This is a genomic window from Sinorhizobium mexicanum (assembly GCF_013488225.1).
Classification (GTDB): Bacteria; Pseudomonadota; Alphaproteobacteria; order Rhizobiales; family Rhizobiaceae; genus Sinorhizobium; species Sinorhizobium mexicanum.
The window spans coordinates 3,148,334-3,171,418 of the sequence record NZ_CP041238.1; the positions used below are offsets into that span (position 1 = coordinate 3,148,334).

Here is a 23,085-nt window from a genome sequence, read left to right on the forward strand (position 1 = left end):
CTCAGTTCAGCGAAAGCCGCTTCATCTTGCGGTAGAGCGTGGCGCGGCTGATGCCGAGAAGGTCAGCTGCCATCGAGACGTTGCCATTGGCACGCGACAGCACGCGACGCAGCGCCGCCCGCTCGGCGTCCGGCAATTCGCCGCCGTCGCCGGGCGGTTCTTCCTGGAGCAGGTCGGCAGCGGGAACGCCCGCTGCAATCCGCCTGTCGTCGAGGCCGAGCCGCTGCCGCGCGGCGCGGGTCGCGCCAAGCACCAGATCGTCGCGGTCGACCGCAAGCAATGCCGGCCCTGCCCTGTCCATCGGTACGAGGACGATGCGGGCCCCGGCATAAGCCCGCCGGAACAGATTGGCCTCGATGCGGGAGGCGGCGTCGCGCACGGCCTGGGAAAGGATCGACACTGTTGCCTCGGATGCGTCGTCGCGGCAGGTGGAAATGTCGATCGCCCCGGCAAGCCGCCCCGCCTCGTCCCGGATCGGCGCCGTCGCGCAACTCAGGCCGATATTGCGGCTCAGGAAATGCTGGTCGCGTTGGATGATGACCGCGCGCTCGTCCGCGATGGCCGTGCCGATGCCATTTGTGCCGACGCTCGCCTCGCTCCACACGGTTCCCGACCACAGGCCGACATCGCGAAATTCGATATCGTCGCCGGCCGCCCCGCGGCGTTCGAGCGCAACGCCCTTGTCGTCGGTCAACAGAAGGCAGCAGCCGGCCCTACCAATGACTGCGAACAGCCGGTCGAGTTCTGCGACCGCCTCCGCGACCAACACGCCGGAGCGCTCGTGCGCCTGCCGGAATTCGTCATCCGTAAGCCGCCAGGGCGAACGGACCTCCTCCGGCGCCAGTCCATGCAGCGTCACGCAGCGGCGCCACGATGCCGCGACCGGCGAACTCGCCGCAGCCGACGATTGATGCGCGATCCTGTAGACGTGTTCGGAATGATCCCTGACAGCAGGCATCCGCTCCCTCCCTAAAAGCGTCCTCCGGCGCTGACAGGTCTGCCGATTTCCCGCTCGGCATACCCGCAGCGGCTGCACTATAGGCATCGATTGCGCGGCCGGTCCAGCCAGACGAAGGTCGCGCCGTCAAGCGCCTTCGGGGATGCAGCAAGCGCCATAGCCCACGAGGCCGCGTGTTTTCAGACGCGCAGAAGAACGCTGTAGCACTTTGAATTGTCGCATGTTTTTATCCTTAAATTGGGCAGTGGGATATGCTACTCGATGGTCATTTCACGCCCCCCGCCCCCGCAACATCCGGTCTTTCGCCATGCTTCGCGACTTTTCGCTTCAAAGCCTTTTCATGGGTCTGCTGATCGCCTTTGTCGGTTTTGCGAGCTCTTTCGCCGTCATCCTGAACGGACTTGCCGGCGTGGGCGCAACGGAAGCCCAGGCCGCCTCCGGCCTGATGGCTCTGTCGATTTCGATGGGGGTGTGTGCAATTGTCATCAGCAGTGTGACGCGGCTGCCGATCAGCGTCGCGTGGTCGACTCCTGGCGCCGCATTGCTCGCAAGCTCGACCGCCGTCGAGGGCGGTTTCAATGCAGCGGTCGGCGCCTTTCTCGTTTGCGGCCTGCTGATCGTCATCGCCGGGCTTTGGAAGCCGCTCGGCAGGATGGTTTCCTCGATCCCCTCGGCTTTGGCGAACGCGATGCTTGCCGGCGTGCTCATTGGCCTGTGCTTCGCACCGGTCAAGGCGATCGCCTTCAACCCCCTCTTCGGCCTGCCGATCGTTCTCGCCTGGGCTCTGGTCGGCAGCATCAATAAGCTCTACGCCGTCCCGGCCGCCCTCCTCGCCTTCGCTCTCGTCATCGCCTTCGGCATCGAAATGCCCGATGGCATCCTTGCAAGGCTTTCCTCGGCGCTAATCCCCCAAGCCGAGTTCATCTTCCCGGTCTTCAACACGGCCGCCATGGTCAGCATCGCCCTGCCGCTCTTCATCGTGACGATGGCATCGCAGAACATTCCCGGGATCGCCGTTCTGAAGGTCAACGACTACCACCCGAATCCCGGGCCGCTCTTTGCAACGACCGGCCTCTTTTCGGTGCTGAGCGCACCCTTCGGCGGCCATGCCGTCAATCTGGCGGCGATTACCGCGGCCATGTGCGCCGGTGTTGATTCCCACCCCGACCGCGCGCGGCGCTACTGGTCGGCGATCAATGCCGGCATTGCCTATATCGTCTTCGGCCTGCTAGCCGGCACCGTTACCACCTTCGTCAGTCTCGCGCCCCCGGTGCTGATCGAGGCAGTCGCCGGAGTGGCGCTCATCGGTGCCTTTGCAAGCTCGGCCATGGCGGCTTTCAGCGAAGCTCAGACGCGCGAAGCCGCCGCAATAACCTTCCTGGTAACCGCATCAGGCGTCAGCTTCGCCGGCGTCTCTGGGGCCTTCTGGGGTCTGATCGCCGGTGGCCTCATGCTCGCGCTCGCCCGGTTTACCAAGCGAAGGGCATGAACTGGGGCGCCCGCCTTGCATTTCCGCCCGTTCTCGGTTATGCACCCCGCGTCCGCGCAGACACCCTTGGAGGCAACGCGGATGAAGCTGCCAGCCAGCTTCAAGTTCTTCCGCTTCTTTGACGGACGAACTCTCCAAATAACCAGAAAGGTCTACCCATGAGCCAGACTTACGAGCTCAAGGCCGAGACGCGCGAACGGGTTGGTAAGGGGTCCTCCCGTGAACTTCGCCGCAACGGTCTTATCCCGGCTGTCATCTATGGTGACAAGCAGGCCCCCCTTTCCATCGCGCTCTCCACCAAGGACGTGACGATGAAGATCCACGCCGGCGGTTTCATGACCACCGTCGCGATCATCGACGTCAACGGCGAGAAGATTCGCGTCCTGCCGAAGGACTATCAGCTCGATCCGGTCCGCGACTTCACCATGCACGTCGACTTCCTGCGCGTCTCGAAGGACAGCCAGGTTTCCGTTCAGGTCCCGGTTCACTTCGAAAATGAAGAGAAGTCCCCGGGTCTCAAGCGCGGCGGTGCCCTGAACATCGTTCGCCACGAAGTCGAACTGAACGTTTCCGCCGACAGCATTCCGGAGTTCCTGACCGTTGACCTCACCGGCCTGAACATCGGCGACACCGTCCACATCTCGGACATCAAGCTTCCGGCAGGCGCGACCCCGGTTATCGCTGATCGCGACTTCACGGTTGCCACGATCGCCGGCCGCGTGATGGAAACCGAAGAAGAAGCAGCAGAAGAGGCCGAGGGCGAAGCAGAAGAATAATCTGCGTTTCGCATCTCGCCAGCGCTACAGCGCCGCGCGTCCAGCGGACGCGCAAAGGTCGCTGTAGCACTTGAAGTGCTGCATGATTTCGTCCTTAGATCGATCCCGATTTAAGGAATCATACAGTGACGGCTGACAAAACAAACCCGCTCCATGTCGCATGGGGCGGGTTTTTCATTTCCCGCCAGACTTCAGGCCGTCCGACTTCAGGCCGTCAGGACTTGGCTTTTTCCAGGAATCATCATCCGCTAATGCAAGCACCGCGTCTTGTCGGCACGCTCATGAAATCTCGGCGTGCAACTTCAGCAACATTTAAGGTTTTGATGATGTCCTGCCGGCGGGGAGACATTGGTGGCAGTCCAAGAGAATTAGCAATGAATCAAATGGCAACGACTGCCGAGCGGGGCATGCGATGATGCACTCGGTGGAAAACCGGTTTGTTGCGATCATCGGCGGCGCGATGTTTGTATTCGTCGCACCGTTGCTCGCACTCTTTCTCACCATCTCCAGCGAACGCGTCGCGCGAGAGCGCCTGCAGAACGTCGAGCTTTTGATGGAGGCGAGCGGCGAAGCGCTCGGCAAGCCGATCTGGGATTTCGACCAGCAGGGCATCGACCGGATCGCCCGCTCGCTGATGAACGCCACCGATATCAGGGCCGTCGCCATTCGCGATGCGGGTGGAAATATCCTTGCTCAATTGCCGCGGGCCGGCATCGGCGGCACCACCGCAAGCCGCTCCTTGAAGACCGCCATCGCCTTTGAGAGTGTCGAGGGCGTCAAAGAAATCGGCACGCTCGAGGTCGTCGTCCCGACGCCTGGCATCCTTTCGCGTTTCAGCAAGGATGAATGGACCGTCCTCGCCATTCTTCTTTTTGCGGTCGCGATCGTCTTTGCGGCGGCCCTCGTCGGCAATCGTTTCACGGTCATCCGCCCGCTGATGCGGCTGACCGCGGCGATCGAGGCGACAAGGCGGCTCGGATCCCGCCACCGGGTCGACTGGACTTCGGACGACGAGATGGGCACGCTCGCGGCGAACTTCAACGAGATGCAGGATCGCCTCGAGCGCGAGGAAAGCGAACTCAAGATCGCCCACCATCGCGCGACCGAAACCTACAATCTCACGCCGGCCATGCTTTTCTCGCTCGACGCTGCAAACAGGCTGAGCGCCGTCAGCGATTACTGGTTGCTTGCGACGGGCTACGCCCGCGAAGAGGTCATCGGCCGCAACTTCACCGATTTCATCGATCCGTTGTGGCACGAAGCCTATCGCCATCGCGCAAAGACGACCGCGGTCGACAATGACGATATCAGCGAAGTAACGCTGCCCTTCCGCAAGGCCGACGGCGAATTCATGACCGTCCTGATCCTGGAATCGGAAATGGCCCATGGCGGCGATCTTTCGCTGTCCGTCATGACCGATGTCACGGCGCTCAAGCAGGCGGAAAGCCGCAACCATGCCCAGGCGATCACCGATCACCTGACCGGGCTGCTCAATCGCCAGGGTTTCGAAAGCGCGCTCGACGACGCGATCCGCAGCGCCGACGAATGCGGCATGCAGCTTGCCTGCCTGTTCATCGACCTCGACCGCTTCAAATGGATCAACGACAATTTCGGCCACGCCGCCGGTGACGCCGTCTTGCGCCGGACGGTCGAACTGATCCGCACGACGCTTGGCGCGGATGACGTGATGTCGAGGCTCGGCGGCGACGAATTCGCCATTCTCGTCGCGGCAACGGATGTCGCCGCCCTCGCCTATGAGATTGCCGAGCGCATCTGCGCGGCGCTGCGCGAACCGATGGCGATTGGCGGCAACGAACTGTCGGTCAGCGCGAGTGTCGGCGTTTCGGTCTATCCGACGCATGCGGCAAGCGCCTCGGACCTTCTCTTGAAGGCGGATATGGCGATGTATGCGCGCAAGCGCGACGGCAAGAACGGCTTGCGGGTTTTCGACGCGAGCATGCTCGACACCGCACGCGAGCGCCACGAGATCGAGCAATACATCGAAACCGGCCTGAGGGAGGATTGGTTCGAGGCCTGGTTGCAGCCGATCGTCGGCCTCGGCGACGGCCAGATTGTCGGTTTCGAGGCGCTGATGCGCCTCGATCATCCGGAAAAGGGGCTGATGCCGCCCGGCAAGATCATCGGGATTGCCGAGGAGACAGGCACGATCGGCCGCATCGGCGACCGCGTGCTCGACAAGGCGATTCGCCACCTCGCCGCGATCTCTAAGCTGGATGGAACGCAGAATACCTATCTGGCGGTCAACTTCTCGCCTTTGCAGTTCGAGCTGACCTTACCCCACAAGCTGGCTGCGTTGCTGCTCAAGCACCACATTTCGCCGCAGAGGATCGTCATCGAGATCACAGAGGCGGTACTGATGCTGGACAATCCCGAGGTTCACGCCGTCCTGAAACAACTCAACGAGTTCGGCTGCCGCATCGCGCTTGACGATTTCGGCACCGGCTACTCGTCCTTGAGCTACCTCAATCGCTTCCCTGTCGATATCGTCAAGGTGGACCAGTCCTTCACCCGTTCGCTGAGTTCCGGCACCGCCGACGTCAGGCGCAAGAGCCGCATGCTCATCAAGGGCATTCGCACCATTTCGCATCAGATGGGATGTACGGTCGTCGCCGAAGGCATCGAGACGAAGGAGCAGTGGCAGCTTCTGCGCAAGCTCGGCGTGGACAATGGGCAGGGTTATCTCTTCAGCCGACCCATGCCGATCGACGGCATGTTGGCCCTCCTGGAGAATGAATCCGAAGCCAAGGCGGCCAATCCGGCATAGCGCCGCTCGAAAAGGAGAAAACGGGCGTGAAGCATCTGATCCTGGCATTCCTGCTCGGTCTTTCCACTACCGCTCACGCCGAGACGATCCATTTCGTCACCGAGGAGTATCCGCCCTACAACTTCTCGACCGCGAGCGGCGCGAATGGCGCAGCGGTCGAACAGGTCGCGCTGATCATGCAGGCTGTCGGTCTCCCCTTCGATATCGAAGTCCTGCCTTGGGCGCGCGCCTTTGCGCTTGCCGAAAGCCAGCCTTTTCACTGCGTCTTCACTACCGGTCACGACGCAGAGCGAGACAGGAAATTCAGGTGGATCGAGCCGCTGCTCGTCGATCACATGATCATGGTACGACGCAAGGGTGCGGCGATCGCGCCGCAAACGATCGATGAGGCCAAAGAGTTCGTCGTCGGAACGCAGCGCGAAGACTTCTCCGCGGCCTATCTGAAGACGCATGGTTTCGATAAGATCGACTATGCTGCCAATCTCGACTCTACCATGAAGAAGCTCGCCGCCGGTCGCATCGACCTGCTCATGACGTCGGAGAAGACCTTCGAGACCATGCGGGCCGATGGCATACCGGTCGAGGCGGCATTGGTGCTGGAAGGCAAGCAATATGGCATCGCCTGCCATAAGGATATGCCCGATGAGACAGTTGCCCGCATGCAAGCCGAACTCGACGGCCTGATCGCCAACGGCACGCAGGACCGGATCTTCGCGCGCTACGGCCTGCGCCCGAATCGCATCGAGCAGGCGGCGAAATAAGGATTGACTTTCCCCGGACCGCGATGATTTTGGGTTGATTTAACGACCAGCGGGACAGGCGCGACGCCCCTTGCCCCGGCTCCCCCGCACGCGGTCGTAACGCAGGGAGTAATGGCGACATGCTGATTATCGCGGGACTTGGCAATCCGGGTTCGAAATATGCCGGGAACCGCCACAATATCGGCTTCATGGCCGTCGACGCGATACAGCGCCGCCCGAGCTTTGCCTTGTGGTCGAAGAAGTTCAAGGCGGAAGTTTCCGAGGGCGAGATCGCCGGCGAGCGCGTGCTCCTGATGAAACCGCAGACCTTCATGAACCTGTCGGGAGAGGCGGTGGGCGAGGCCATGCGCTTCTACAAGCTCGCGCCGAAGGATATCGTCGTGATCTACGACGAACTCGACCTTCCTGCCGCCAAGGCACGGATCAAGACCGGCGGGGGCCACGGAGGCCACAACGGCATCAAATCGATCGACGCCCACTGCGGCAAGGAATACCGCCGACTGCGCCTCGGCATCGGCCACCCGGGTGTGAAGGACCTGGTGCACGCCCATGTGCTCGGCGACTTTGCCAAGGCCGATCTGGCTTGGCTTTCGCCACTTCTGGACGCGATCGCCGACAATGCGGATATGCTGGTCAAGGGCGAGGATTCGCAGCTCATGAACAAGATCGCGCTGGCGACCGGCGCCAAGCCGAGCGAGGAAAGGCAGCAGGCGGCGAAGAAGCAGCCCGCGCAATCCCACATTCACCAAGCTCGCAACGCCGCGCAGCCGAAAAAACTTCCCACGACCGGCCCGATGGCCGAGATGCTGAAGAAGATGTTCGGCTCGAAGGGGGATTGAGAACGACGAAACCGACCGACCCTACTCCTCCGGCTCGGTCGTGAACAGCAGCGGATAGCCCGCTTCCTTGGCGAGATCGGTCGCCTCCTTGGCCTTGGTCTCGGCGATGTCCCTGGCGCAAACGACGACGACCGAGGTGCCGAGCTTGTGTGCCGTCATCATCACCCGATAACCCGTTTCCTCGCTCATGCGGAACACGGCCTTGAGCACCATGACCACGAATTCGCGTGGGGTGTAGTCGTCGTTGACCAGAATGACCTTATACAGCTTCGGCCGCTGCAGCTTGGGCTTCGATCTGGTTTGGGGTTTTGCGGCAACATCATTGTCACTCATCGGAAATCCACCCGTTGATGACATGAGGAGGCGATCACCGTCGCGCACCACAATATTGCGTGTCGGGCATCGGCATTCAAGGGAGAGCCGGCTGGTAAGGTCCACTGGATGTTTCCATCATTCGTTCACGAAAGAAGGAAACGTCCAGAAATTCAAAGTATTATAGCGCCCTTTACGCGTCTGATGAGGCGCGCGGCGCTGCAGAAGCGCGTGAAGAGCTTGACCGCTCCTCTCCTTTACCCCATAGCCACCGCCAAGCAATCCGAGAAAAGACAGGTTTTAGCCATGGGCTTCAAATGCGGTATCGTTGGGCTGCCGAATGTCGGCAAGTCCACACTCTTCAATGCGCTCACCAAGACCGCGGCAGCGCAAGCGGCAAACTATCCGTTCTGCACGATCGAGCCGAACACCGGTGAAGTCGCGGTTCCGGATCCGCGCATGCGCAAGCTCGCCGATGTCGCGAAATCGAAGGAAATCATCCCGACGCGCATCTCCTTCGTCGACATCGCCGGTCTCGTGCGCGGCGCGTCCAAGGGCGAAGGCCTCGGCAACCAGTTCCTCGCCAATATTCGCGAGGTCGATGCCGTGGTCCATGTTCTGCGCTGCTTCGAGGACGACGACATCACCCACGTGGAAGGCCGCATCCACCCGGTTGCCGACGCCGAGACGATCGAAACCGAACTGATGCTCGCCGATCTCGAAAGCCTGGAGCGGCGCACTGACCAGACGCGCAAGCGCGCCGCTGGCAAGGACAAGGACTCGATGGCGCAGCTTCCCGTAATGGAAGCCTCGCTGAAGCTCCTGCAGGAAGGCAAGCCGGTACGGACCCTGCTTTCCAAGCTCGATGCGGACGAACTGCGCATTCTCCAGGGCCTCAATCTGCTCACCTCCCACCCGGTGCTCTACGTCTGCAACGTCGCAGAAAGCGACGCCGCCACCGGCAATGAGCACACGCGCGCAGTCGCCGAAATGGCGAAGGCCCAGGGTGCGGAAGCCGTCGTCATCTCGGCCGCGATCGAATCGGAGGTCGCACAGCTGCCCGAGGAGGAGGCCAAGGAATTCCTTGCTGCACTCGGCCTCGAGGAGGCAGGCCTCGACCGCCTGATCCGCGCCGGTTACAAGTTGCTCGACCTCATCACTTATTTCACGGTCGGCCCGAAGGAAACACGCGCGTGGACCATTCCACGAGGCACCAAGGCACCGCAGGCCGCCGGCGTTATCCACACGGATTTCGAGCGCGGCTTTATTCGTGCGAACACGATCGCTTATGATGACTATATTTCGCTCGGCGGCGAAACCGGCGCGAAGGAAGCCGGCAAGGCGCGCGACGAAGGCAAGGAGTACGTCGTCCAGGACGGCGACGTCATCCATTTCCGCTTCAACACCTGACGCGGTGGCTGTGCGGCAGAGCTGTCCTTAAATTGTCTTCGATTTAAGGAAACATCAAGCAGAGCCGCATAGCAGCACATCTCCGGCAGCGAGGGAGGCCGGCATGCTCTATTTCGAGGACTTCACGCCAGGTCGGCGCTTCGACTATCAGCCGGTCGCCGTGCAGGCGCCTGACATTATCGCTTTTGCCAGCGAATTCGACCCGCAGCCGATGCATCTGGATGAAGAGGCCGGCAAGCGCAGTATTCTCGGCGGCCTTTCCGCCTCCGGCTGGCACACGAGCGCGATCGGCATGCGCATGATGATCGACGCCTTTCTCGGCCATTCCTCCTCTCAAGGCTCGCCGGGCATCGACTTCATGGACTGGAGGAAGCCGGTGCTCGCAGGCGACGTGCTTGCAGGCTTCAGCCTGGTGCTCGAAGCCCGGCCGTCGAAGTCGAAACCTAGCGTCGGCATCGTCAAGCTTCGTAACGAGATCAGCAACCAGTCGGGGGAAGCGATCGCGGTTTCGGAATGCTCCGTCCTCTTCCGCCGCCGAGATCGGGGGCAGCGCCTATGATGACGTTGGCGGAAATCTACGCCGCAGGCCGAAAGACCGTGATCGGCAGCCTGACATTCACGGCGGAAGACATCGTCCGCTTCGCGCGCAACTTCGACCCGCAGTCATTCCATCTCGACGCGGAAGCGGCCAAGCACTCGCTTTTCGGCGGCCTTTGCGCGTCCGGGTGGCACACGAGCGCCGGCTGGATGCAATGTTTCGTGCGGTTCTGGAAGGATGAGATCCGGCGTCTGGCAGCCGAGGGGCTGCATGCCCCGAAACTGGGCCCCTCACCCGGCTTCCGCGAACTCAAGTGGCTGAAGCCGGTCTATGCCGGCGACACGATAACCTACGCGGTCACATTTCTCGAAGCGCGAACCATCGCGTCGAGACCCGGATGGCGTATCAACACCATTCTCTGCGAAGGCGAGAACCAGCACGGCGAACCCGTCATCCAGTTCGAGAGCAAGGTAATCGAATTCACCTGAGGCCTGCAGCGCCGCGCGTCTTATCGGGCGCGCAAAGGACGCTGCAGCACTTGATTTGCAGCATGTTTTCATCCTTGAAGCGGCTCGGATTTAGAGAAATATGCGGTAGGCGTCGCGCTCGCTGAGCGCTTCAATGCCCCGCAAATTCGATCAGCGTCCGGACATTGACGCCGAGGGCCTCGAGCTTCTTGCGCCCCCCGAGCTCTGGCAGATCGATGATGAAGCAGGCGGCCACGATATCTGCTCCCATCTGCTGCAGAAGCCTGACGGCGCCTTCGGCGGTCCCACCGGTGGCGATAAGGTCATCGACCAGGATCACCTTCTCGCCCGGCTGGATCGCATCCCTGTGCATTTCCATCTCGTCTACGCCGTATTCGAGGCTGTAGGCGATGCGGACGGTATCGTGCGGCAGCTTGCCCTTCTTTCGAATCGGCACGAAGCCGGCCGAAAGCTGGTGGGCGATCGCACCGCCCAGAATAAACCCGCGCGCCTCGATGCCGGCGATCTTCTCGATTTTGGTTCCGGCATAGGGGTGGACGAGCTCGTCGATTGCCCGCCGGAAAGCTCTCGGATTGCCAAGCAGTGTCGTGATGTCGCGAAACATGACGCCTGGCTTCGGGTAATCCGGAATGCTCCGGATGGCGGAAATCAGTTCCGATTGAACGGTCGCGGTCATGACGGAAAACAGCCTCTGCGAGTCTCAAGGAAAGGCAAAGCCATAACATCAACGACGTCCAATTCTACAGAAGTTTCTTCGCGTTGCCGTCAGAAAGCTGCTCTCCGCCGCGAACCGCATTTCCCCGGTAAAATCTCCGCAGGACAGGTGGAACAATTTGGCGGCGTCGGTGTTAATGTTACGCTCGAATTTTGCAAGGCACGCAATTGGGGCATAACTGGACCTTGAGCCAGCAGAGGAAGGAGGAGCACAATGCGCTTGTTTGAATGTGGTTCGCTCGTTCCGGGTTGTGAATGGCACACCCGCGCCGACAATGATGCGGAAATCGTCCGTCGTGTTGTGGAACACATGCGCGTGACTCACGGCGAAACGACGATCCGCGAGAACATGATCGACAACATCAAGGTTCGGATCGTCGACGAAAGCAAGGCCGCCTGACCGGAGTGGGGCAAGGCCGTATTTGGGTCGAGTCGCTCCACAATGTCACCTGGTGTCTGAGACCATCGATTCGAGCCGGGCTGCGAGCGCTGCCCGGGTGGGAGTGAAATTGCGCTCGATCCAGAAATTTTCGAGCTCAGATAGCGCTTCGCCGACCTTGGGACCGGCCGCAACGCCCGCCTTCAGCACATCGGCTCCCGTCAAAGGAAAGACCGGGCGCTGCCATTTCTCCGCACGCGACAGAAGCCCCTGAAACGCCGCCGTTTCGCCAAGAAGCGACGGATCGTTTTCGGACAGTCGACGCGAAGATGCCAGGGCAAGCCGCAGGCGCGTTGTAATCCCCTCGGCGCCCGCGCGATAAAGTTGGCGGTCGAGAGCCGCATCCGCGAGCGTCGCGGGAACTACCGGAGCACTCGCAAACCGCGCGAAATAGGCGGCCTCAGCCTTCGATAGACGCAACCGCACGGCCATGGCCTGAAGCCGCTCCGCATCCGGAGGCACGATCGCCGCCAGCCTCTGCAGTGGATCCGGCTTCCAGGAGAACACCTTCTCGGCGGCAATGAGGCCGGGAACGGCATCGATGCCCCATTTTTCCGTCTCCGGCAGGATTTCGGTGAGCACGCCGGTCTGGCGCATCCAGAGCAGCGCGCGCCCGGGATCATCGGCAGCAAGCAGCTTCTTCGTTTCGGACCAGACCCGTTCCGCCGAAAGCGTGGACAGTTTTGCGCGCGCCTGTGCGCAGGCTCTCAGTCCGTCCGCATCCGGGCGGCCGATGCCATAATAGGCGAAGAAGCGGAAGAAGCGCAGGATGCGCAGATAATCCTCCCTGACGCGCTCGGCGGCATTGCCGATGAAACGCAGCGTACGGCTCTCGATGTCCGCAAGACCGCCGACATGGTCGATTATCTGACCTTTGCTGTCCGCATAGAGGGCGTTGATGGTGAAGTCACGGCGCTCGGCATCCGCTCGCCAGTCGGTCCCGAACGCCACTTCGGCACGGCGCCCGTCGGTTGCCACGTCGCGACGCAGCGTCGTCACTTCGTAGGGTGTCCCATCGATGACGAGGGTGACGGTGCCATGATCGACACCGGTCGGCACCACTTTGATACCCGCTGCCCTCGCCCGCTCAGCAACGTCCTCCGGGCGCCACGTGGTCGCCATGTCGACATCACCCGCCGGCAGGCCCATGAGGCTGTTGCGGACCGCGCCGCCGACGACGCGCACCTCGCCGCCGTCTATGTTCAGAGTATCGAAAACGCGCCGGAGCGAGGGAGCCTGAAACCACGCTTCAGCGGCAACGGAGGTCATGCATAAAGCCTTTCGTAAAGCATGCGGACGATCCCCGCCGTAATGCCCCAGATATTCCGCTCGCCATAGGGCATGCGATAAAATTGCCGCTCCGCACCCTGCCAATGGCTGCGTCCGCGCCCATGGTTGACAGGGTTCATCAAGAAAGAAAGCGGCACTTCGAACACGCTTTCCACCTCTTCCGGATTGGGTGCGAGCTCGAATCCCGGCTGCACGACCGCGAGCACCGGCGTGATGCGGAAGCCCGACATGGCCATATAGTGCGGCAGACGGCCGATCGTCTCGACGAAGCGAGGGTCGAGACCGATCTCCTCCTGCGCCTCGCGGAGCGCCGCAACTTCGATGGACTTGTCCTCGGGATCGACCACCCCGCCCGGAAAGGCCACCTGACCAGAGTGCTTGCGCAACGTCGATGTCCGCTGGGTAAAGATCACGCTCGCGTCTTCGCCGTCGTCGACAACCGGCACAAGCACGGCCGCGTCCTTCAAATGCAGGGTTTCGAGGTAGGGCACGATACCCGGATTGAGGAGGAAGTCGCCGTGATCGCGCCAAGCCGTCTCAATCGGTCCACCTGTCTGGGCGAGCGCCCTGCGGCGAAACTCATCGGCGGAAAAGGGATGATTTGTCATTGCGACAGGGCTTCCAGCTCGGCCGCCGGCATGATCGGAAAGATCGCGCCGGACGATTTGACGCAGAACATGTCGATGCCGTCGATCTCGACGGTTTCGCCCAGTTCGACAATGTCATACATGACGGGCCTCGATACGAGCGCCTCAAGCCGCCCACGCACATGAAGGTAGGGTTTCAGTTCGCGATTTTCGCCTTGAATGACAAAGCGCAGGGGATGCTCCGGCCCTGCCTCCACCACGTCGCCGACATTGGTGCGAAATGTCAGGACATTTTCGCCGTCCTTGACAGTAACGCGCATCTCCACGGCGATGAACGGAGCATCGGCGATGCGGATGCCGACCTTTTCCACTGGCGTGACAAGGTAGGTCTTGCCGTCCTCGTCCTTGCGCAGGACAGTGGAAAACAGCCGGACGAGCGGCTGGCGGCCGATCGGCGTGCCCATGTAGAACCACGTTCCATCGCCACGGACTTCCATGTCGATGTCGCCGCAAAACGGCGGATTCCAACGGTCGACAGGCGGCAATCCGCGCGCTTCACCGCCCCTTTCGCCGGCAGCGCGGGCAATCAGCGCGGCAAGGCCGGCCGCGTCGCCCGTTTGCTGAATCTTGGCTTCTGCCATCGTTCCGTCCCGTTTGGTCCCGATCTTGCTCCTGAAGCATATCTTGCTCCTGCAGCATAACGCGTTCAGATGAACGTGCCAGGGATGCTCCGGCCTGTGGTTTGGGCATTCCGTCCGCATCGACGAGCATGCGGGATGCACGGCGAGCGTCCTGCAAGCTCACGACATAGTGCGTTGGCGGCGGCTTGTCAGCCGTCCGCCAGGGTCTAAATTGAAAAATAAGGACTGAATATTAGGCAATGGCGATTCGGTTCAGCAGCGACGATCTGGGAGAATTGCGATGAGTGTAATGAAAAGCGCGACCGGTGCGGCCGACGAAAAGGCAATCGTCGCTGCCGCGGAAGCCGCACTGGGTGAGATCGCGCTCATCCGCGCCGAGGTCGGCAAGGTGATCTTCGGCCAGGAAAGCGTGGTCGAACAGACGCTGCTCGCCGTGCTGTCCGGCGGCCACGCGCTGCTCGTCGGCGTACCGGGTCTTGCCAAGACCAAACTCGTCGCCACGCTCGGTACCGTTCTCGGGCTCGACAACAGCCGTATCCAGTTCACGCCCGACTTGATGCCTTCCGACATTCTGGGCTCCGAAGTGATGGACCAGGATGCCGCGGGCTATCGGTCGTTTCGTTTCGTCCCCGGTCCAATTTTTACCCAACTGCTGATGGCGGACGAGATCAACCGCGCCTCGCCGCGCACGCAGTCGGCGCTGTTGCAGGCCATGCAGGAGTATCACATCACCGTTGCCGGCGTCCGCAAGGACCTGCCGCAGCCGTTCCATGTGCTCGCGACCCAGAATCCGCTCGAGCAGGAGGGAACCTACCCCCTGCCGGAGGCGCAGCTCGACCGTTTCCTGATGCAAGTCGACGTCGGCTACCCCGAGCTTGCCGCGGAACGGCAAATCCTTCTGGAGACGACCGGCGTCGCTGAAGCCGAAGCGCGACCGGTGATCGACGCCCAGCGCCTGCTGCAGATCCAGAGTCTGATCCGCCAGATGCCGGTCGGCGAGAAGGTAGTAGACGCCATCCTCTCGCTCGTGCGCTCTGCCCGCCCCGGAAACGGCAACTCGACCACCGACAAGACTGTCGCCTGGGGCCCAGGTCCGCGTGCAGGCCAGGCCCTGATGCTGTGCGCCCGTGCGCGCGCCCTCTATGACGGCCGCCTGGCGCCTTCCGCCGACGACATCCTGGCTCTTGCCGAACCCGTGCTGCAGCACCGCATGGCGCTCACCTTCGCCGCCCGTGCCGAAGGCATGACCGTCCGCGACGTCATCGCTGGCCTGGTGAACCGAGCCAAGGGTTAATGCATGGCCTCCATCGGGCACATAGTCGCGCGTACCCCCTCCGGCGAAGTCCTGTCGCGCGCTCAACAGCGCGCAATGCTCGTTCCCGACTGCCTTGTCGAAGCGCGCAGGATCGCCAACACGGTGATCTCCGGCTGGCATGGCCGGCGCAAGCGCGGTATCGGCGAAAATTTCTGGCAATTCCGCCCCTACAGCGAGGGCGAAAGCCTGTCGCGGATCGACTGGCGTCGCTCCGCCCGCGACGACCATACCTATGTCCGAGACCGCGAATGGGAGGCGGCCCATACGATCTGGCTTTGGGCCGACCTTTCCCCCTCGATGATGTACAAGTCGACGCTCGGCGCCGTCTCCAAGGAAAGCCGTGCACTCGTGCTGATGCTGGCGCTTGCCGAAATTCTCGCGCGTTCCGGCGAACGGATCGGCTGCCCCGGCGTCATGGAGCCGGTCTCGGCGCGCAACGCCGCCGAACGACTGGCAACCGCGATCATGCTGAGCTCGCTTGCGGAGGGCCTGCCCGATACCAGCATGATCCGCAACGCCAGCGATCTGGTGCTGATCGGCGACTTCCTCGACCCCGCCGACAAGGTGATGGATCGTCTTGCCCCGCTCGCACGTCGCGGCTTCCGCGGGCATATGGTGGAGATCGCCGATCCTGCGGAGGAGGTCTTCCCCTATGCCGGACGGACCGAATTCACCGACCCGGAAACCGGCGAAAAGCTGACCGCCGGACGCGCCGAGGTTCTGCAGGAGGATTATCAGCGCGCCTATCTTGCCCGCCGCGACAGCCTGGGCTCGAGCCTCAGGCATCTCGGCTGGACCTTCATTCCGCATAGGACCGACCGCCCCGCGTCCGAGGCGCTGGTTGCCGTGCACATGTATCTGTCCGGAATGCCTGGACGGGCAACGCATGGAGGTCTGCTATGATCGGCGGCCTTTCCTTCGTCTTCGCCAATCCCGCCATGCTGGCAGCACTTGTCGCGCTGCCGGTGATCTGGTGGCTTTTGCGGATGACACCACCGCGACCGGCGGCCGAGGTCTTTCCGCCGCTGCGCATCCTCGCCTCGGTTCTGAAGCGCGAAGAGACCCCGTCGAAGAGCCCCTGGTGGCTGACGCTTCTCAGGATGCTGATGGCGGCCGCCGTCATTTTCGCGATCGCCGATCCCGTCTTCAATCCGCGCAGCAACACGCTCGCTTCTTCCGGCCCGCTCGCGCTCTTGATCGACAACAGCTGGGCGACCGCGCCCGATTGGGAGCGGCGGGTCGAGGCTGCCTCGGCGCTGATCGATGACGCCGAGGCGAGAGACCTTGCGGTCTCGATCGTCTTCACCGGCGATCGGCAGCACAATGCCACGCCGGGATCGGCGGCATCGGCGCGCAACCGTCTGGCTGCCGCATCACCCGAACCGCTCCCGGCCGATCGCCGCTCCGCGATGGCTGCCATGCGGACGGCTTTCAAGGACGCCGCGCCCGGCACGCTTGCCTTCGTCACGGACGGCATCGAAGCGGCGGACGGCAAGACGATGGAGGCGCTTGCCGGAATGGGCGCCGCGAACCTCCGGATGATCGAGGCCGATGGCAGTCAAGCGATAGCGCTCACCAACAGCAGCAACGAAAACGCTGGCATGTCGGTCACGGCGAGCCGGTTGAAAACCGATGATCGCCGTTCGGTGTCGATCATCGCGTATGACACGCGTGGCCGCGCCATCGCCGACGGCGCGATCGACTTCGCGCCCGGTGAAGCGGTTGCGAAGGGCACGATCGCCGCGCCTTTCGAACTGCGCAACGATTTCGCCCGCATCGGCATCGAAGGGGCCGCGACCGCCGGCGCTGTCCACCTGCTCGACGATGGTTTCCGCCGCCGCCGTGTCGCTCTCCTGAGCGGCGAGGCTCGCGATCTTTCCCAGCCTCTGCTGTCGCCGCTCTATTACATCAACCGGGCGCTGGCTCCCTACGCCGATCTCATCGAACCGCGCGAGACCGACCTTGCCGTTGCAATTCCGGAACTTCTGCAACAACGGCCTTCGGTCCTTATCATGGCCGATATCGGCCGCTTGCCGGAAGAGATGTACCCGCTCATGAAGAAGTGGATCGACAATGGCGGCACGCTGATCCGCTTTGCCGGGCCGCGTCTTGCGGCGGCACCGGCCGACGACCCGCTCGTGCCCGTTACGTTGAGGCAGGGCGAGCGGGCGCTTGGCGGCGCACTTTCCTGGTCGGAGCCACAGCCGCTCGCCGATTATCCCGCCAACGGCCCCTTTGCCGGCATGCCTCGTCCCACCGACATTCTCGTCAAGCGGCAGGTCCTGGCCGAACCCACGGCTGACCTGCCCGAGCGGACCTGGGCAAATCTTGCGGACGGAACACCCCTGGTGACGACGGCTGCCCAGGGGTCGGGACGCATCATCCTCTTCCACGTCAGCGCCGAGGCAACCTGGTCGAATCTGCCGATTTCCGGCCATTTCGTCGAAATGCTTCGTCGTAGTGTGCAGCTCTCGCGCAGCGGCGGCGTCGCGAGCGAAGGCAAGACACAGGCACAGACGCTGGCGCCCTACCGGCTGCTGAACGCCGACGGCGTCCTCGTCGCTGAAACCGGCAGTGCGCGGCCGCTCGACGTCGCTCCCGGCAAGGCGCCGCTTGCGACTCCGGAAAACCCGCCGGGGCTCTACGGTTCCGAAGACGGTTTCACGGCGTTGAACCTGCTCCCGCGCGACGCGGAACTCAAGCGGATCGACATGGTGGCGGCAGGCCCGCACAGCTCGGAGCGGCTGACCGGCGAGGAAAGCTGGTCGCTGAAGCCTGCTCTCTTGACGCTGGCGCTGCTCCTGCTCCTGGCAGACGCCGTCGTCGTTCTCTTCATGGGCGGAGCCTTTTCGCGGGTCCGCATGGTCAGGACCGCGGCCACAATGCTCTTCATCCTGTGCGGCACCCTTGTACTCATGCCGCTACTCATGCCGCCGCAGGCACTTGCAGATGACGCGCGCCCGGATGACCAACGCATCCTCGAACACCTCGATACGACCCACCTCGCCTATGTCGTCACCGGAGAAGACGACGTCGATCGTCTCTCCGAACGCGGTCTCACGGGACTCACCGATTTCCTGACCTATCGCACGACGCTCGAGCCGGGTGCACCCGTCGGGCTTGACATATCCAAGGACGAACTCAGCTTCTATCCGATCATCTACTGGCCGATCTCCGCCAATGCGCCGATGCCGAGCCCGCAGGCTGTAAGCCGCATCGACGCCTATATGCGCGCAGGCGGCACCGTGCTCTTCGACACGCGCGACCAGTTCTCCTCATTGGGTGCCTCGTCGAATGGAACAAGCCCGAACAGCGAACGACTGCAGGCGATTTTGGCCAATCTCGACATTCCGCCGCTGGAGCCCGTTCCGGCCGACCATGTGCTGACCAAGGCCTTCTATCTGTTGACGAATTTTCCGGGCCGCTACACCGGCAGTCCTCTCTGGATCGAGGCGCAACTCGACAACCACGAAGAGCCAAGCGACCGCCCGGCCCGGTCCGGAGATGGCGTCACGCCGATCATGATCACCGGCAACGACTTTGCCGGTGCCTGGGCCGTGGATACCAATGGCGTTGCGCTCTTGCCGACGGTTCCGCCGGACGAGATGCAGCGCGAATACGCCTTCCGCTCTGGCGTCAACATCATGATGTATATGCTGACCGGCAACTACAAGGCCGACCAGGTGCACGTGCCTGCCCTGCTCGAGCGGCTCGGTCAGTGAGGACCGTTCGATGACCGTCGACTTTGCACCATTTCTTCCCTGGCCTTATCTCGCGGCGCTGACCCTTGCGGCGGTCGCGCTCGCAGCGCTCGGCCTTTGGCGTGGCGTTCGCGGCGCCTGGTTGAGAACGGCGGCGCTGGCCGCGTTCTGCCTGGCAATCAGCAATCCGTCGATTTTCCAGGAGGAGCGCGAGCCGCTTTCGACCATCGTTGCCGTCGTCGTCGACCGCAGCCAGAGTCAGAACAATGGCAATCGCCGCGAGCAGACCGACAGGGCGCTCGCCGGCCTCAAGGATCGCCTCTCCCGCTTTCCGCAGATAGAGACCCGCATCGTCGAGGCCGCGGACAGCGCCGAAACCGAGGCGCCTTCGACGAAGCTCTTCGGCGCATTGTCGACAGCGCTTGCCGACGTGCCACCGGCGCGGGTCGGCGGCGCGATCTTCATCACCGACGGACAAATTCACGACGTTCCCGCCGTCAATCAGAAGCTCGGCTTCGACGCGCCGATCCATGGCCTGATCACCGGCAAGCCGGATGAATTCGATCGGCGTATCGAAATCGTCAGCGCACCGCGCTTCGGCATCGTCGGCGAACAGCAGAAGATGACCTTCCGCGTCGTCGACGACGGCGCCGCTCCCGGCGGTGGCGCCGAAGTGACGATCCGCCTTAACGGCAATGAGATCGCGACCGAGCATGCCGAGCCGGGCACCGACGTGCCCTTCAGCTTCACCGTGCCGCGCGGTGGCAACAACATCCTCGAATTCGCGGTGAACCCCGTCGCCGGCGAAGTGACGGAGGTCAACAACCGCGCCGTCCACGTCCTCGACGGCATTCGCGAGAACCTGCGCGTGCTTCTCGTTTCCGGCGAGCCGCATGCGGGCGAGCGCGCCTGGCGCAACCTTCTGAAATCCGACGCAGCGGTCGATCTCGTCCATTTCACCATTCTGCGTCCCCCGGAGAAACAGGATGGCACCCCGATCAACGAACTTTCGCTGATCGCCTTTCCGACACGCGAACTCTTCGTCGACAAGATCAGCGAGTTCGATCTGATCATCTTCGACCGTTACCAGCATCGCGGCGTGCTGCCGATCCTCTACTACGACAACATCGCGCAATATGTGCAGAACGGCGGTGCCTTGCTGATCGCCGCGGGCCCCGAACACGCCGGGGACGACTCGATCGCCGCCACGCCGCTTTCGGCGGTTCTGCCCGCGACCCCCACCGGCGTCATGAATGAAAAGGCCTTCTTCCCCCGCCTCTCGGAGGAGGGAAAGAAGCATCCCGTCACACGCGGCCTTGAGGGCTCGTCGAGCGAGCCGCCGGGCTGGGGCCGGTGGTTCCGCACCGTCGACGTGGACCGTCCGCTCGGGCAGACGGTGATGGAAGCGGCCGACGGAAAGCCGTTGCTCGTTCTCAACCGCGTCGGCAAGGGGCGTGTCGCGATGCTTTTGTCCGATCAGGGCTGGCTGTGGGCACGCGGTTATGAGGGGGGCGGACCGCATGTTTCGCTCTACCGGCGCACGGCCCACTGGCTGATGCAGGAACCGGCGCTCGAAGAGGAGGCCCTGACGGCGCGCGCCTCCGGGCGTACGTTGGAAATTACCAGGCAGACGATCGAAGGCGACCCCGGGCAGGCGACGCTTACGTATCCGTCGGGCAAGACCGACGAGATCACTCTGACCGAGCGCGAACCAGGCCTCTACAAGGCGGAAGTCAAAACGACGGAGACCGGCCTCTTCGAAGTGGCCAATGACGAGCTGACGACGCTCGTCCATGTCGGCAATGTCGATGCGCCGGAATTCAAGGCGGCAATCTCCACGGAAGAAAAGCTCCGTCCCTGGGCGGAAAAAACCAAGGGTCTCGTACGCCGGCTGGCGGATGCCGACGGCCCGGTCGATCTCCCCTCGATCCTACCGGTGCGTGGCGCGGTGCGGGTGGCCGACGACGAACGCCTCTCGCTGCGCATGACCGACGAGACGGTGCTGAAGGGCATCAACTCCCTGTCCCTGTTCGGCGGTCTCTTCGGGCTCGCCGCCCTGCTCTTCCTGATCTCGTCCATGTGGTATCGCGAGGGCCGGTGACTGGCGGCGTGCGTCTTTTCAGACGCACGCGAGATCCCTGTTTTTCACGCCAAGGCTGAGTGGGCACCATCATAGAAGCGCTTCAAATCAGGCGGCGGCACCCTCGGCCTGGGCTTCGACGGCGTGTTCGGCCACCGAGGCAACGCTGTCGTCCCGCCAGCAGATCACGCCGCTGAGCCGCGCGTGGACATCCGCAGCCATCGGCACCACCAGAACCCTCGCCGGGTCGACAGGCCCTGGAAATTCAAGTGCTCCGTAATGCACCTTCTCGAAACCGAGCGGCTGGTAATAGGGCGGATCGCCGACGAGGATCACTGCCTCGGAGCCCTTCCGCCGCGCAGCTTCGACGGCAATCCGCACGAGCTCGCGGCCGATGCCCCGGTTCTTGTGCGAAGGTCGCACCGCCAGCGGACCGAGCAGATGCCCCCTCACCGACCCGGCTATGATCGGCGTCATCCGCACGGAGGCGATCGTCTCGCCATCGTCGGCGCAGATGAAGGATAGCGAACGGTCATGCGGACCCTGCTCGCGAATGCGAGCGGCGGCGCGCACGAAACGCCCGGGGCCAAAGGCTTCTTCGTTGATGATTTCGATGGCTGCGTCGTGTGAAGCGTCTTCAGTCAGATAGACGATGTCGTGCTTTTTCATGGATATCGAGAACCAGGCATGCGAGCGGACAATAGAGATGGCGCGCCCCGAAAGGGCGTTGGCAGCATCAGCGTCGTCGCAGGCTTCCCGACAGGATCATGGTTACGATCGTTCCGAACATGAAATTTGCCTGATCGCGATAGCAGAAAATTGCCGCCCGTCAAAGCCCAAAACGCAGTGTTCAGAATTTGATACCTATCACCGCCCCGCTGCTGCGTTATTTATCAAGGGTAAGAGAAAACGCGAAGGAGCTCATGCATGGGCAGGCTGGTCAACGGAGTCTGGCAGGACGTCTGGTACGACACCAAGGCGACGAAGGGCCATTTCAAGCGCAGCGGGTCGCAGTTTCGCAACTGGATCACCGCCGACGAATCGCCTGGGCCCTCCGGCCAGGGCGGGTTCGCGGCCGAGCCGGACCGCTACCATCTCTATGTCTCGCTTGCCTGTCCCTGGGCGCATCGCACGCTGATCTTCCGCAAGCTCAAGAAGCTTGAGGACATCATTCCGGTCTCGATCGTTGATCCCCTGATGCTGTCCAGCGGTTGGGAGTTCAAGGGCGTAAACGGCGGCACCGTGGACCATCTCTTCGGTTCCGACGCGCTTTGGCAGATTTATGCGCGCGCCGACCCCAACTATTCCGGCCGCGTGACGGTGCCCGTGCTTTGGGACAAGAAGAAGAACACCATCGTCTCGAATGAATCGGCCGAAATCATCCGCATGTTCAATTCGGCCTTCGATCATCTTACCGGCTCGACCGAAGATTTCTGCCCCACGGACCTGCGTGGCGAAATCGACGGGCTCAACGCCCGCGTCTATGACGCGGTAAACAACGGCGTCTACAAGGCCGGCTTCGCTACCAGCCAGCAAGCCTATGACGAGAGCGTCACGGCTCTGTTCGCCATGTTGGACGAGTTGGAAGGCCGCCTCGCCTCGCGGCGTTATCTTATGGGAGATCGGATCACCGAGGCCGACTGGCGCCTGTTCACGACACTGGTGCGGTTCGACCCGGTCTATGTCGGCCACTTCAAATGCAATATTCGGCGCATTGCCGACTATCCGAACCTCTACGCGTACCTGCGCGACCTCTACCAGGTCCCGGGTGTCGCCGACACCGTGAACATGCGCCATATCAAGGAGCACTACTATCGCAGCCACACCATGATCAACCCGACGGGTGTCGTGCCAGTGGGCCCGGTGGTTGACCTTACGACGCCGCACGGTCGCGATCGCCTCGACCACACAGCACGTTCAAACGAGACTACGAGGCGCGTTGCGATCGGCACCCATTGATGC

Annotated in this window: 21 protein-coding genes; 14 read left to right on the forward strand and 7 right to left on the reverse strand. The window is 62.6% G+C overall.

Annotated features, from left to right (window positions below; translation table 11 throughout):
• Position 1 precedes the first annotated feature (1 nt).
• Entirely contained in the window at positions 2-958 is a 957-nt protein-coding gene (locus tag FKV68_RS14920; RefSeq protein ID WP_180938579.1) for a helix-turn-helix domain-containing protein, read from the reverse strand.
• A gap of 307 nt (positions 959-1,265) precedes the next feature.
• Here FKV68_RS14920 and FKV68_RS14925 point away from each other — a divergent pair, with 307 nt between their 5' ends.
• The 5 genes from FKV68_RS14925 to pth all read left to right on the forward strand — a co-directional run bounded on the left by FKV68_RS14925 (position 1,266) and on the right by pth (position 7,608).
• Positions 1,266-2,447: a benzoate/H(+) symporter BenE family transporter gene (locus FKV68_RS14925; RefSeq protein ID WP_180938580.1), complete on the forward strand. Its 1,182-nt coding sequence runs from the start codon at positions 1,266-1,268 to the stop codon at positions 2,445-2,447.
• Positions 2,448-2,605: 158 nt separating this feature from the next.
• A complete protein-coding gene (locus FKV68_RS14930) occupies positions 2,606-3,223 on the forward strand; it encodes a 50S ribosomal protein L25/general stress protein Ctc (RefSeq protein WP_180938581.1) in 618 nt (205 codons plus the stop codon).
• A 412-nt stretch (positions 3,224-3,635) separates the two neighbouring features.
• The gene (locus FKV68_RS14935; RefSeq protein ID WP_180938582.1) at positions 3,636-6,008 is read left to right on the forward strand and encodes an EAL domain-containing protein; all 2,373 of its coding nucleotides are present in this window, start codon (positions 3,636-3,638) and stop codon (positions 6,006-6,008) included.
• A gap of 26 nt (positions 6,009-6,034) precedes the next feature.
• The gene (locus FKV68_RS14940; RefSeq protein ID WP_180938583.1) at positions 6,035-6,769 is read left to right on the forward strand and encodes a substrate-binding periplasmic protein; all 735 of its coding nucleotides are present in this window, start codon (positions 6,035-6,037) and stop codon (positions 6,767-6,769) included.
• 119 nt (positions 6,770-6,888) lie between these two features.
• Positions 6,889-7,608, forward strand: a complete 720-nt coding sequence (pth, locus tag FKV68_RS14945) for an aminoacyl-tRNA hydrolase (protein ID WP_180938584.1) — start codon at positions 6,889-6,891, stop codon at positions 7,606-7,608.
• Positions 7,609-7,629: 21 nt separating this feature from the next.
• Here pth and clpS read toward each other — a convergent pair whose 3' ends face one another.
• Positions 7,630-7,941, reverse strand: coding sequence for an ATP-dependent Clp protease adapter ClpS (gene clpS / locus FKV68_RS14950; RefSeq protein ID WP_180938585.1), 312 nt, complete (start codon positions 7,939-7,941; stop codon positions 7,630-7,632).
• A gap of 285 nt (positions 7,942-8,226) precedes the next feature.
• On the opposite strand from clpS, the gene ychF reads away from it, so the two are divergent.
• From ychF to FKV68_RS14965, 3 genes are all read left to right on the forward strand, one after another.
• Positions 8,227-9,330, forward strand: coding sequence for a redox-regulated ATPase YchF (ychF, locus tag FKV68_RS14955; protein WP_180938586.1), 1,104 nt, complete (start codon positions 8,227-8,229; stop codon positions 9,328-9,330).
• A 103-nt stretch (positions 9,331-9,433) separates the two neighbouring features.
• Positions 9,434-9,889, forward strand: coding sequence for a MaoC family dehydratase (locus FKV68_RS14960; protein WP_180938587.1), 456 nt, complete (start codon positions 9,434-9,436; stop codon positions 9,887-9,889).
• Positions 9,886-10,356, forward strand: a complete 471-nt coding sequence (locus FKV68_RS14965) for a MaoC family dehydratase (RefSeq protein WP_180938588.1) — start codon at positions 9,886-9,888, stop codon at positions 10,354-10,356. The genes FKV68_RS14960 and FKV68_RS14965 overlap by 4 nt, the downstream gene beginning before the upstream one ends.
• Positions 10,357-10,486: 130 nt before the next feature.
• Here the strand turns inward: FKV68_RS14965 and FKV68_RS14970 are convergent, their stop codons facing one another.
• Complete coding sequence (locus FKV68_RS14970) at positions 10,487-11,032, reverse strand: adenine phosphoribosyltransferase (RefSeq protein ID WP_180938589.1); 546 nt, start codon at positions 11,030-11,032, stop codon at positions 10,487-10,489.
• 252 nt (positions 11,033-11,284) lie between these two features.
• Between FKV68_RS14970 and FKV68_RS14975 the strand changes: the two genes are divergently transcribed.
• Positions 11,285-11,470: a DUF1059 domain-containing protein gene (locus tag FKV68_RS14975; protein WP_173509582.1), complete on the forward strand. Its 186-nt coding sequence runs from the start codon at positions 11,285-11,287 to the stop codon at positions 11,468-11,470.
• A gap of 45 nt (positions 11,471-11,515) precedes the next feature.
• Here FKV68_RS14975 and FKV68_RS14980 read toward each other — a convergent pair whose 3' ends face one another.
• The 3 genes from FKV68_RS14980 to FKV68_RS14990 are packed head-to-tail and all read right to left on the reverse strand — an operon-like array spanning position 11,516 to position 14,027.
• On the reverse strand, positions 11,516-12,778 hold the full coding sequence (locus FKV68_RS14980) for a CCA tRNA nucleotidyltransferase (RefSeq protein WP_180938590.1): 1,263 nt from the start codon (positions 12,776-12,778) through the stop codon (positions 11,516-11,518).
• Positions 12,775-13,407 (reverse strand): CoA pyrophosphatase, encoded by a 633-nt coding sequence (locus FKV68_RS14985; protein WP_180938591.1) that lies wholly within the window; start codon positions 13,405-13,407, stop codon positions 12,775-12,777. The genes FKV68_RS14980 and FKV68_RS14985 overlap by 4 nt, the downstream gene beginning before the upstream one ends.
• Positions 13,404-14,027 carry a DUF1285 domain-containing protein gene (locus tag FKV68_RS14990; protein ID WP_180938592.1) on the reverse strand — a complete coding sequence of 208 codons (624 nt, stop codon included), beginning with the start codon at positions 14,025-14,027 and terminating at the stop codon, positions 13,404-13,406. Before FKV68_RS14990 ends, FKV68_RS14985 begins: the two co-directional genes overlap by 4 nt.
• A 280-nt stretch (positions 14,028-14,307) precedes the next feature.
• Here FKV68_RS14990 and FKV68_RS14995 point away from each other — a divergent pair, with 280 nt between their 5' ends.
• From FKV68_RS14995 to FKV68_RS15010, 4 genes are read left to right on the forward strand one after another with little or no spacing between them, the layout of a single operon-like run.
• Entirely contained in the window at positions 14,308-15,321 is a 1,014-nt protein-coding gene (locus tag FKV68_RS14995) for an AAA family ATPase (protein WP_180938593.1), read from the forward strand.
• A gap of 3 nt (positions 15,322-15,324) precedes the next feature.
• Positions 15,325-16,245: a DUF58 domain-containing protein gene (locus tag FKV68_RS15000; RefSeq protein WP_180938594.1), complete on the forward strand. Its 921-nt coding sequence runs from the start codon at positions 15,325-15,327 to the stop codon at positions 16,243-16,245.
• Positions 16,242-19,064, forward strand: coding sequence for a DUF4159 domain-containing protein (locus FKV68_RS15005; RefSeq protein ID WP_180938595.1), 2,823 nt, complete (start codon positions 16,242-16,244; stop codon positions 19,062-19,064). Before FKV68_RS15000 ends, FKV68_RS15005 begins: the two co-directional genes overlap by 4 nt.
• A 10-nt stretch (positions 19,065-19,074) precedes the next feature.
• Positions 19,075-21,144 carry a hypothetical protein gene (locus FKV68_RS15010; protein ID WP_180938596.1) on the forward strand — a complete coding sequence of 690 codons (2,070 nt, stop codon included), beginning with the start codon at positions 19,075-19,077 and terminating at the stop codon, positions 21,142-21,144.
• Positions 21,145-21,231: 87 nt separating this feature from the next.
• Here FKV68_RS15010 and FKV68_RS15015 read toward each other — a convergent pair whose 3' ends face one another.
• Entirely contained in the window at positions 21,232-21,792 is a 561-nt protein-coding gene (locus tag FKV68_RS15015) for a GNAT family N-acetyltransferase (RefSeq protein WP_180938597.1), read from the reverse strand.
• A gap of 258 nt (positions 21,793-22,050) precedes the next feature.
• Here FKV68_RS15015 and FKV68_RS15020 point away from each other — a divergent pair, with 258 nt between their 5' ends.
• Positions 22,051-23,082: a glutathione S-transferase family protein gene (locus FKV68_RS15020; protein WP_180938598.1), complete on the forward strand. Its 1,032-nt coding sequence runs from the start codon at positions 22,051-22,053 to the stop codon at positions 23,080-23,082.
• Positions 23,083-23,085 lie beyond the last annotated feature (3 nt).

Coding starts and splice junctions, on each gene's coding strand:
- FKV68_RS14920 (WP_180938579.1), bottom strand. CDS start 958: ATGCCTGCTGTCAGGGATCATTCCGAACACGTCTACAGGATCGCGCAT.
- FKV68_RS14925 (WP_180938580.1), top strand. CDS start 1,266: ATGCTTCGCGACTTTTCGCTTCAAAGCCTTTTCATGGGTCTGCTGATC.
- FKV68_RS14930 (WP_180938581.1), top strand. CDS start 2,606: ATGAGCCAGACTTACGAGCTCAAGGCCGAGACGCGCGAACGGGTTGGT.
- FKV68_RS14935 (WP_180938582.1), top strand. CDS start 3,636: ATGATGCACTCGGTGGAAAACCGGTTTGTTGCGATCATCGGCGGCGCG.
- pth (WP_180938584.1), top strand. CDS start 6,889: ATGCTGATTATCGCGGGACTTGGCAATCCGGGTTCGAAATATGCCGGG.
- clpS (WP_180938585.1), bottom strand. CDS start 7,941: ATGAGTGACAATGATGTTGCCGCAAAACCCCAAACCAGATCGAAGCCC.
- ychF (WP_180938586.1), top strand. CDS start 8,227: ATGGGCTTCAAATGCGGTATCGTTGGGCTGCCGAATGTCGGCAAGTCC.
- FKV68_RS14960 (WP_180938587.1), top strand. CDS start 9,434: ATGCTCTATTTCGAGGACTTCACGCCAGGTCGGCGCTTCGACTATCAG.
- FKV68_RS14965 (WP_180938588.1), top strand. CDS start 9,886: ATGATGACGTTGGCGGAAATCTACGCCGCAGGCCGAAAGACCGTGATC.
- FKV68_RS14970 (WP_180938589.1), bottom strand. CDS start 11,032: ATGACCGCGACCGTTCAATCGGAACTGATTTCCGCCATCCGGAGCATT.
- FKV68_RS14975 (WP_173509582.1), top strand. CDS start 11,285: ATGCGCTTGTTTGAATGTGGTTCGCTCGTTCCGGGTTGTGAATGGCAC.
- FKV68_RS14980 (WP_180938590.1), bottom strand. CDS start 12,778: ATGACCTCCGTTGCCGCTGAAGCGTGGTTTCAGGCTCCCTCGCTCCGG.
- FKV68_RS14985 (WP_180938591.1), bottom strand. CDS start 13,407: ATGACAAATCATCCCTTTTCCGCCGATGAGTTTCGCCGCAGGGCGCTC.
- FKV68_RS14990 (WP_180938592.1), bottom strand. CDS start 14,027: ATGGCAGAAGCCAAGATTCAGCAAACGGGCGACGCGGCCGGCCTTGCC.
- FKV68_RS14995 (WP_180938593.1), top strand. CDS start 14,308: ATGAGTGTAATGAAAAGCGCGACCGGTGCGGCCGACGAAAAGGCAATC.
- FKV68_RS15000 (WP_180938594.1), top strand. CDS start 15,325: ATGGCCTCCATCGGGCACATAGTCGCGCGTACCCCCTCCGGCGAAGTC.
- FKV68_RS15005 (WP_180938595.1), top strand. CDS start 16,242: ATGATCGGCGGCCTTTCCTTCGTCTTCGCCAATCCCGCCATGCTGGCA.
- FKV68_RS15010 (WP_180938596.1), top strand. CDS start 19,075: ATGACCGTCGACTTTGCACCATTTCTTCCCTGGCCTTATCTCGCGGCG.
- FKV68_RS15015 (WP_180938597.1), bottom strand. CDS start 21,792: ATGAAAAAGCACGACATCGTCTATCTGACTGAAGACGCTTCACACGAC.
- FKV68_RS15020 (WP_180938598.1), top strand. CDS start 22,051: ATGGGCAGGCTGGTCAACGGAGTCTGGCAGGACGTCTGGTACGACACC.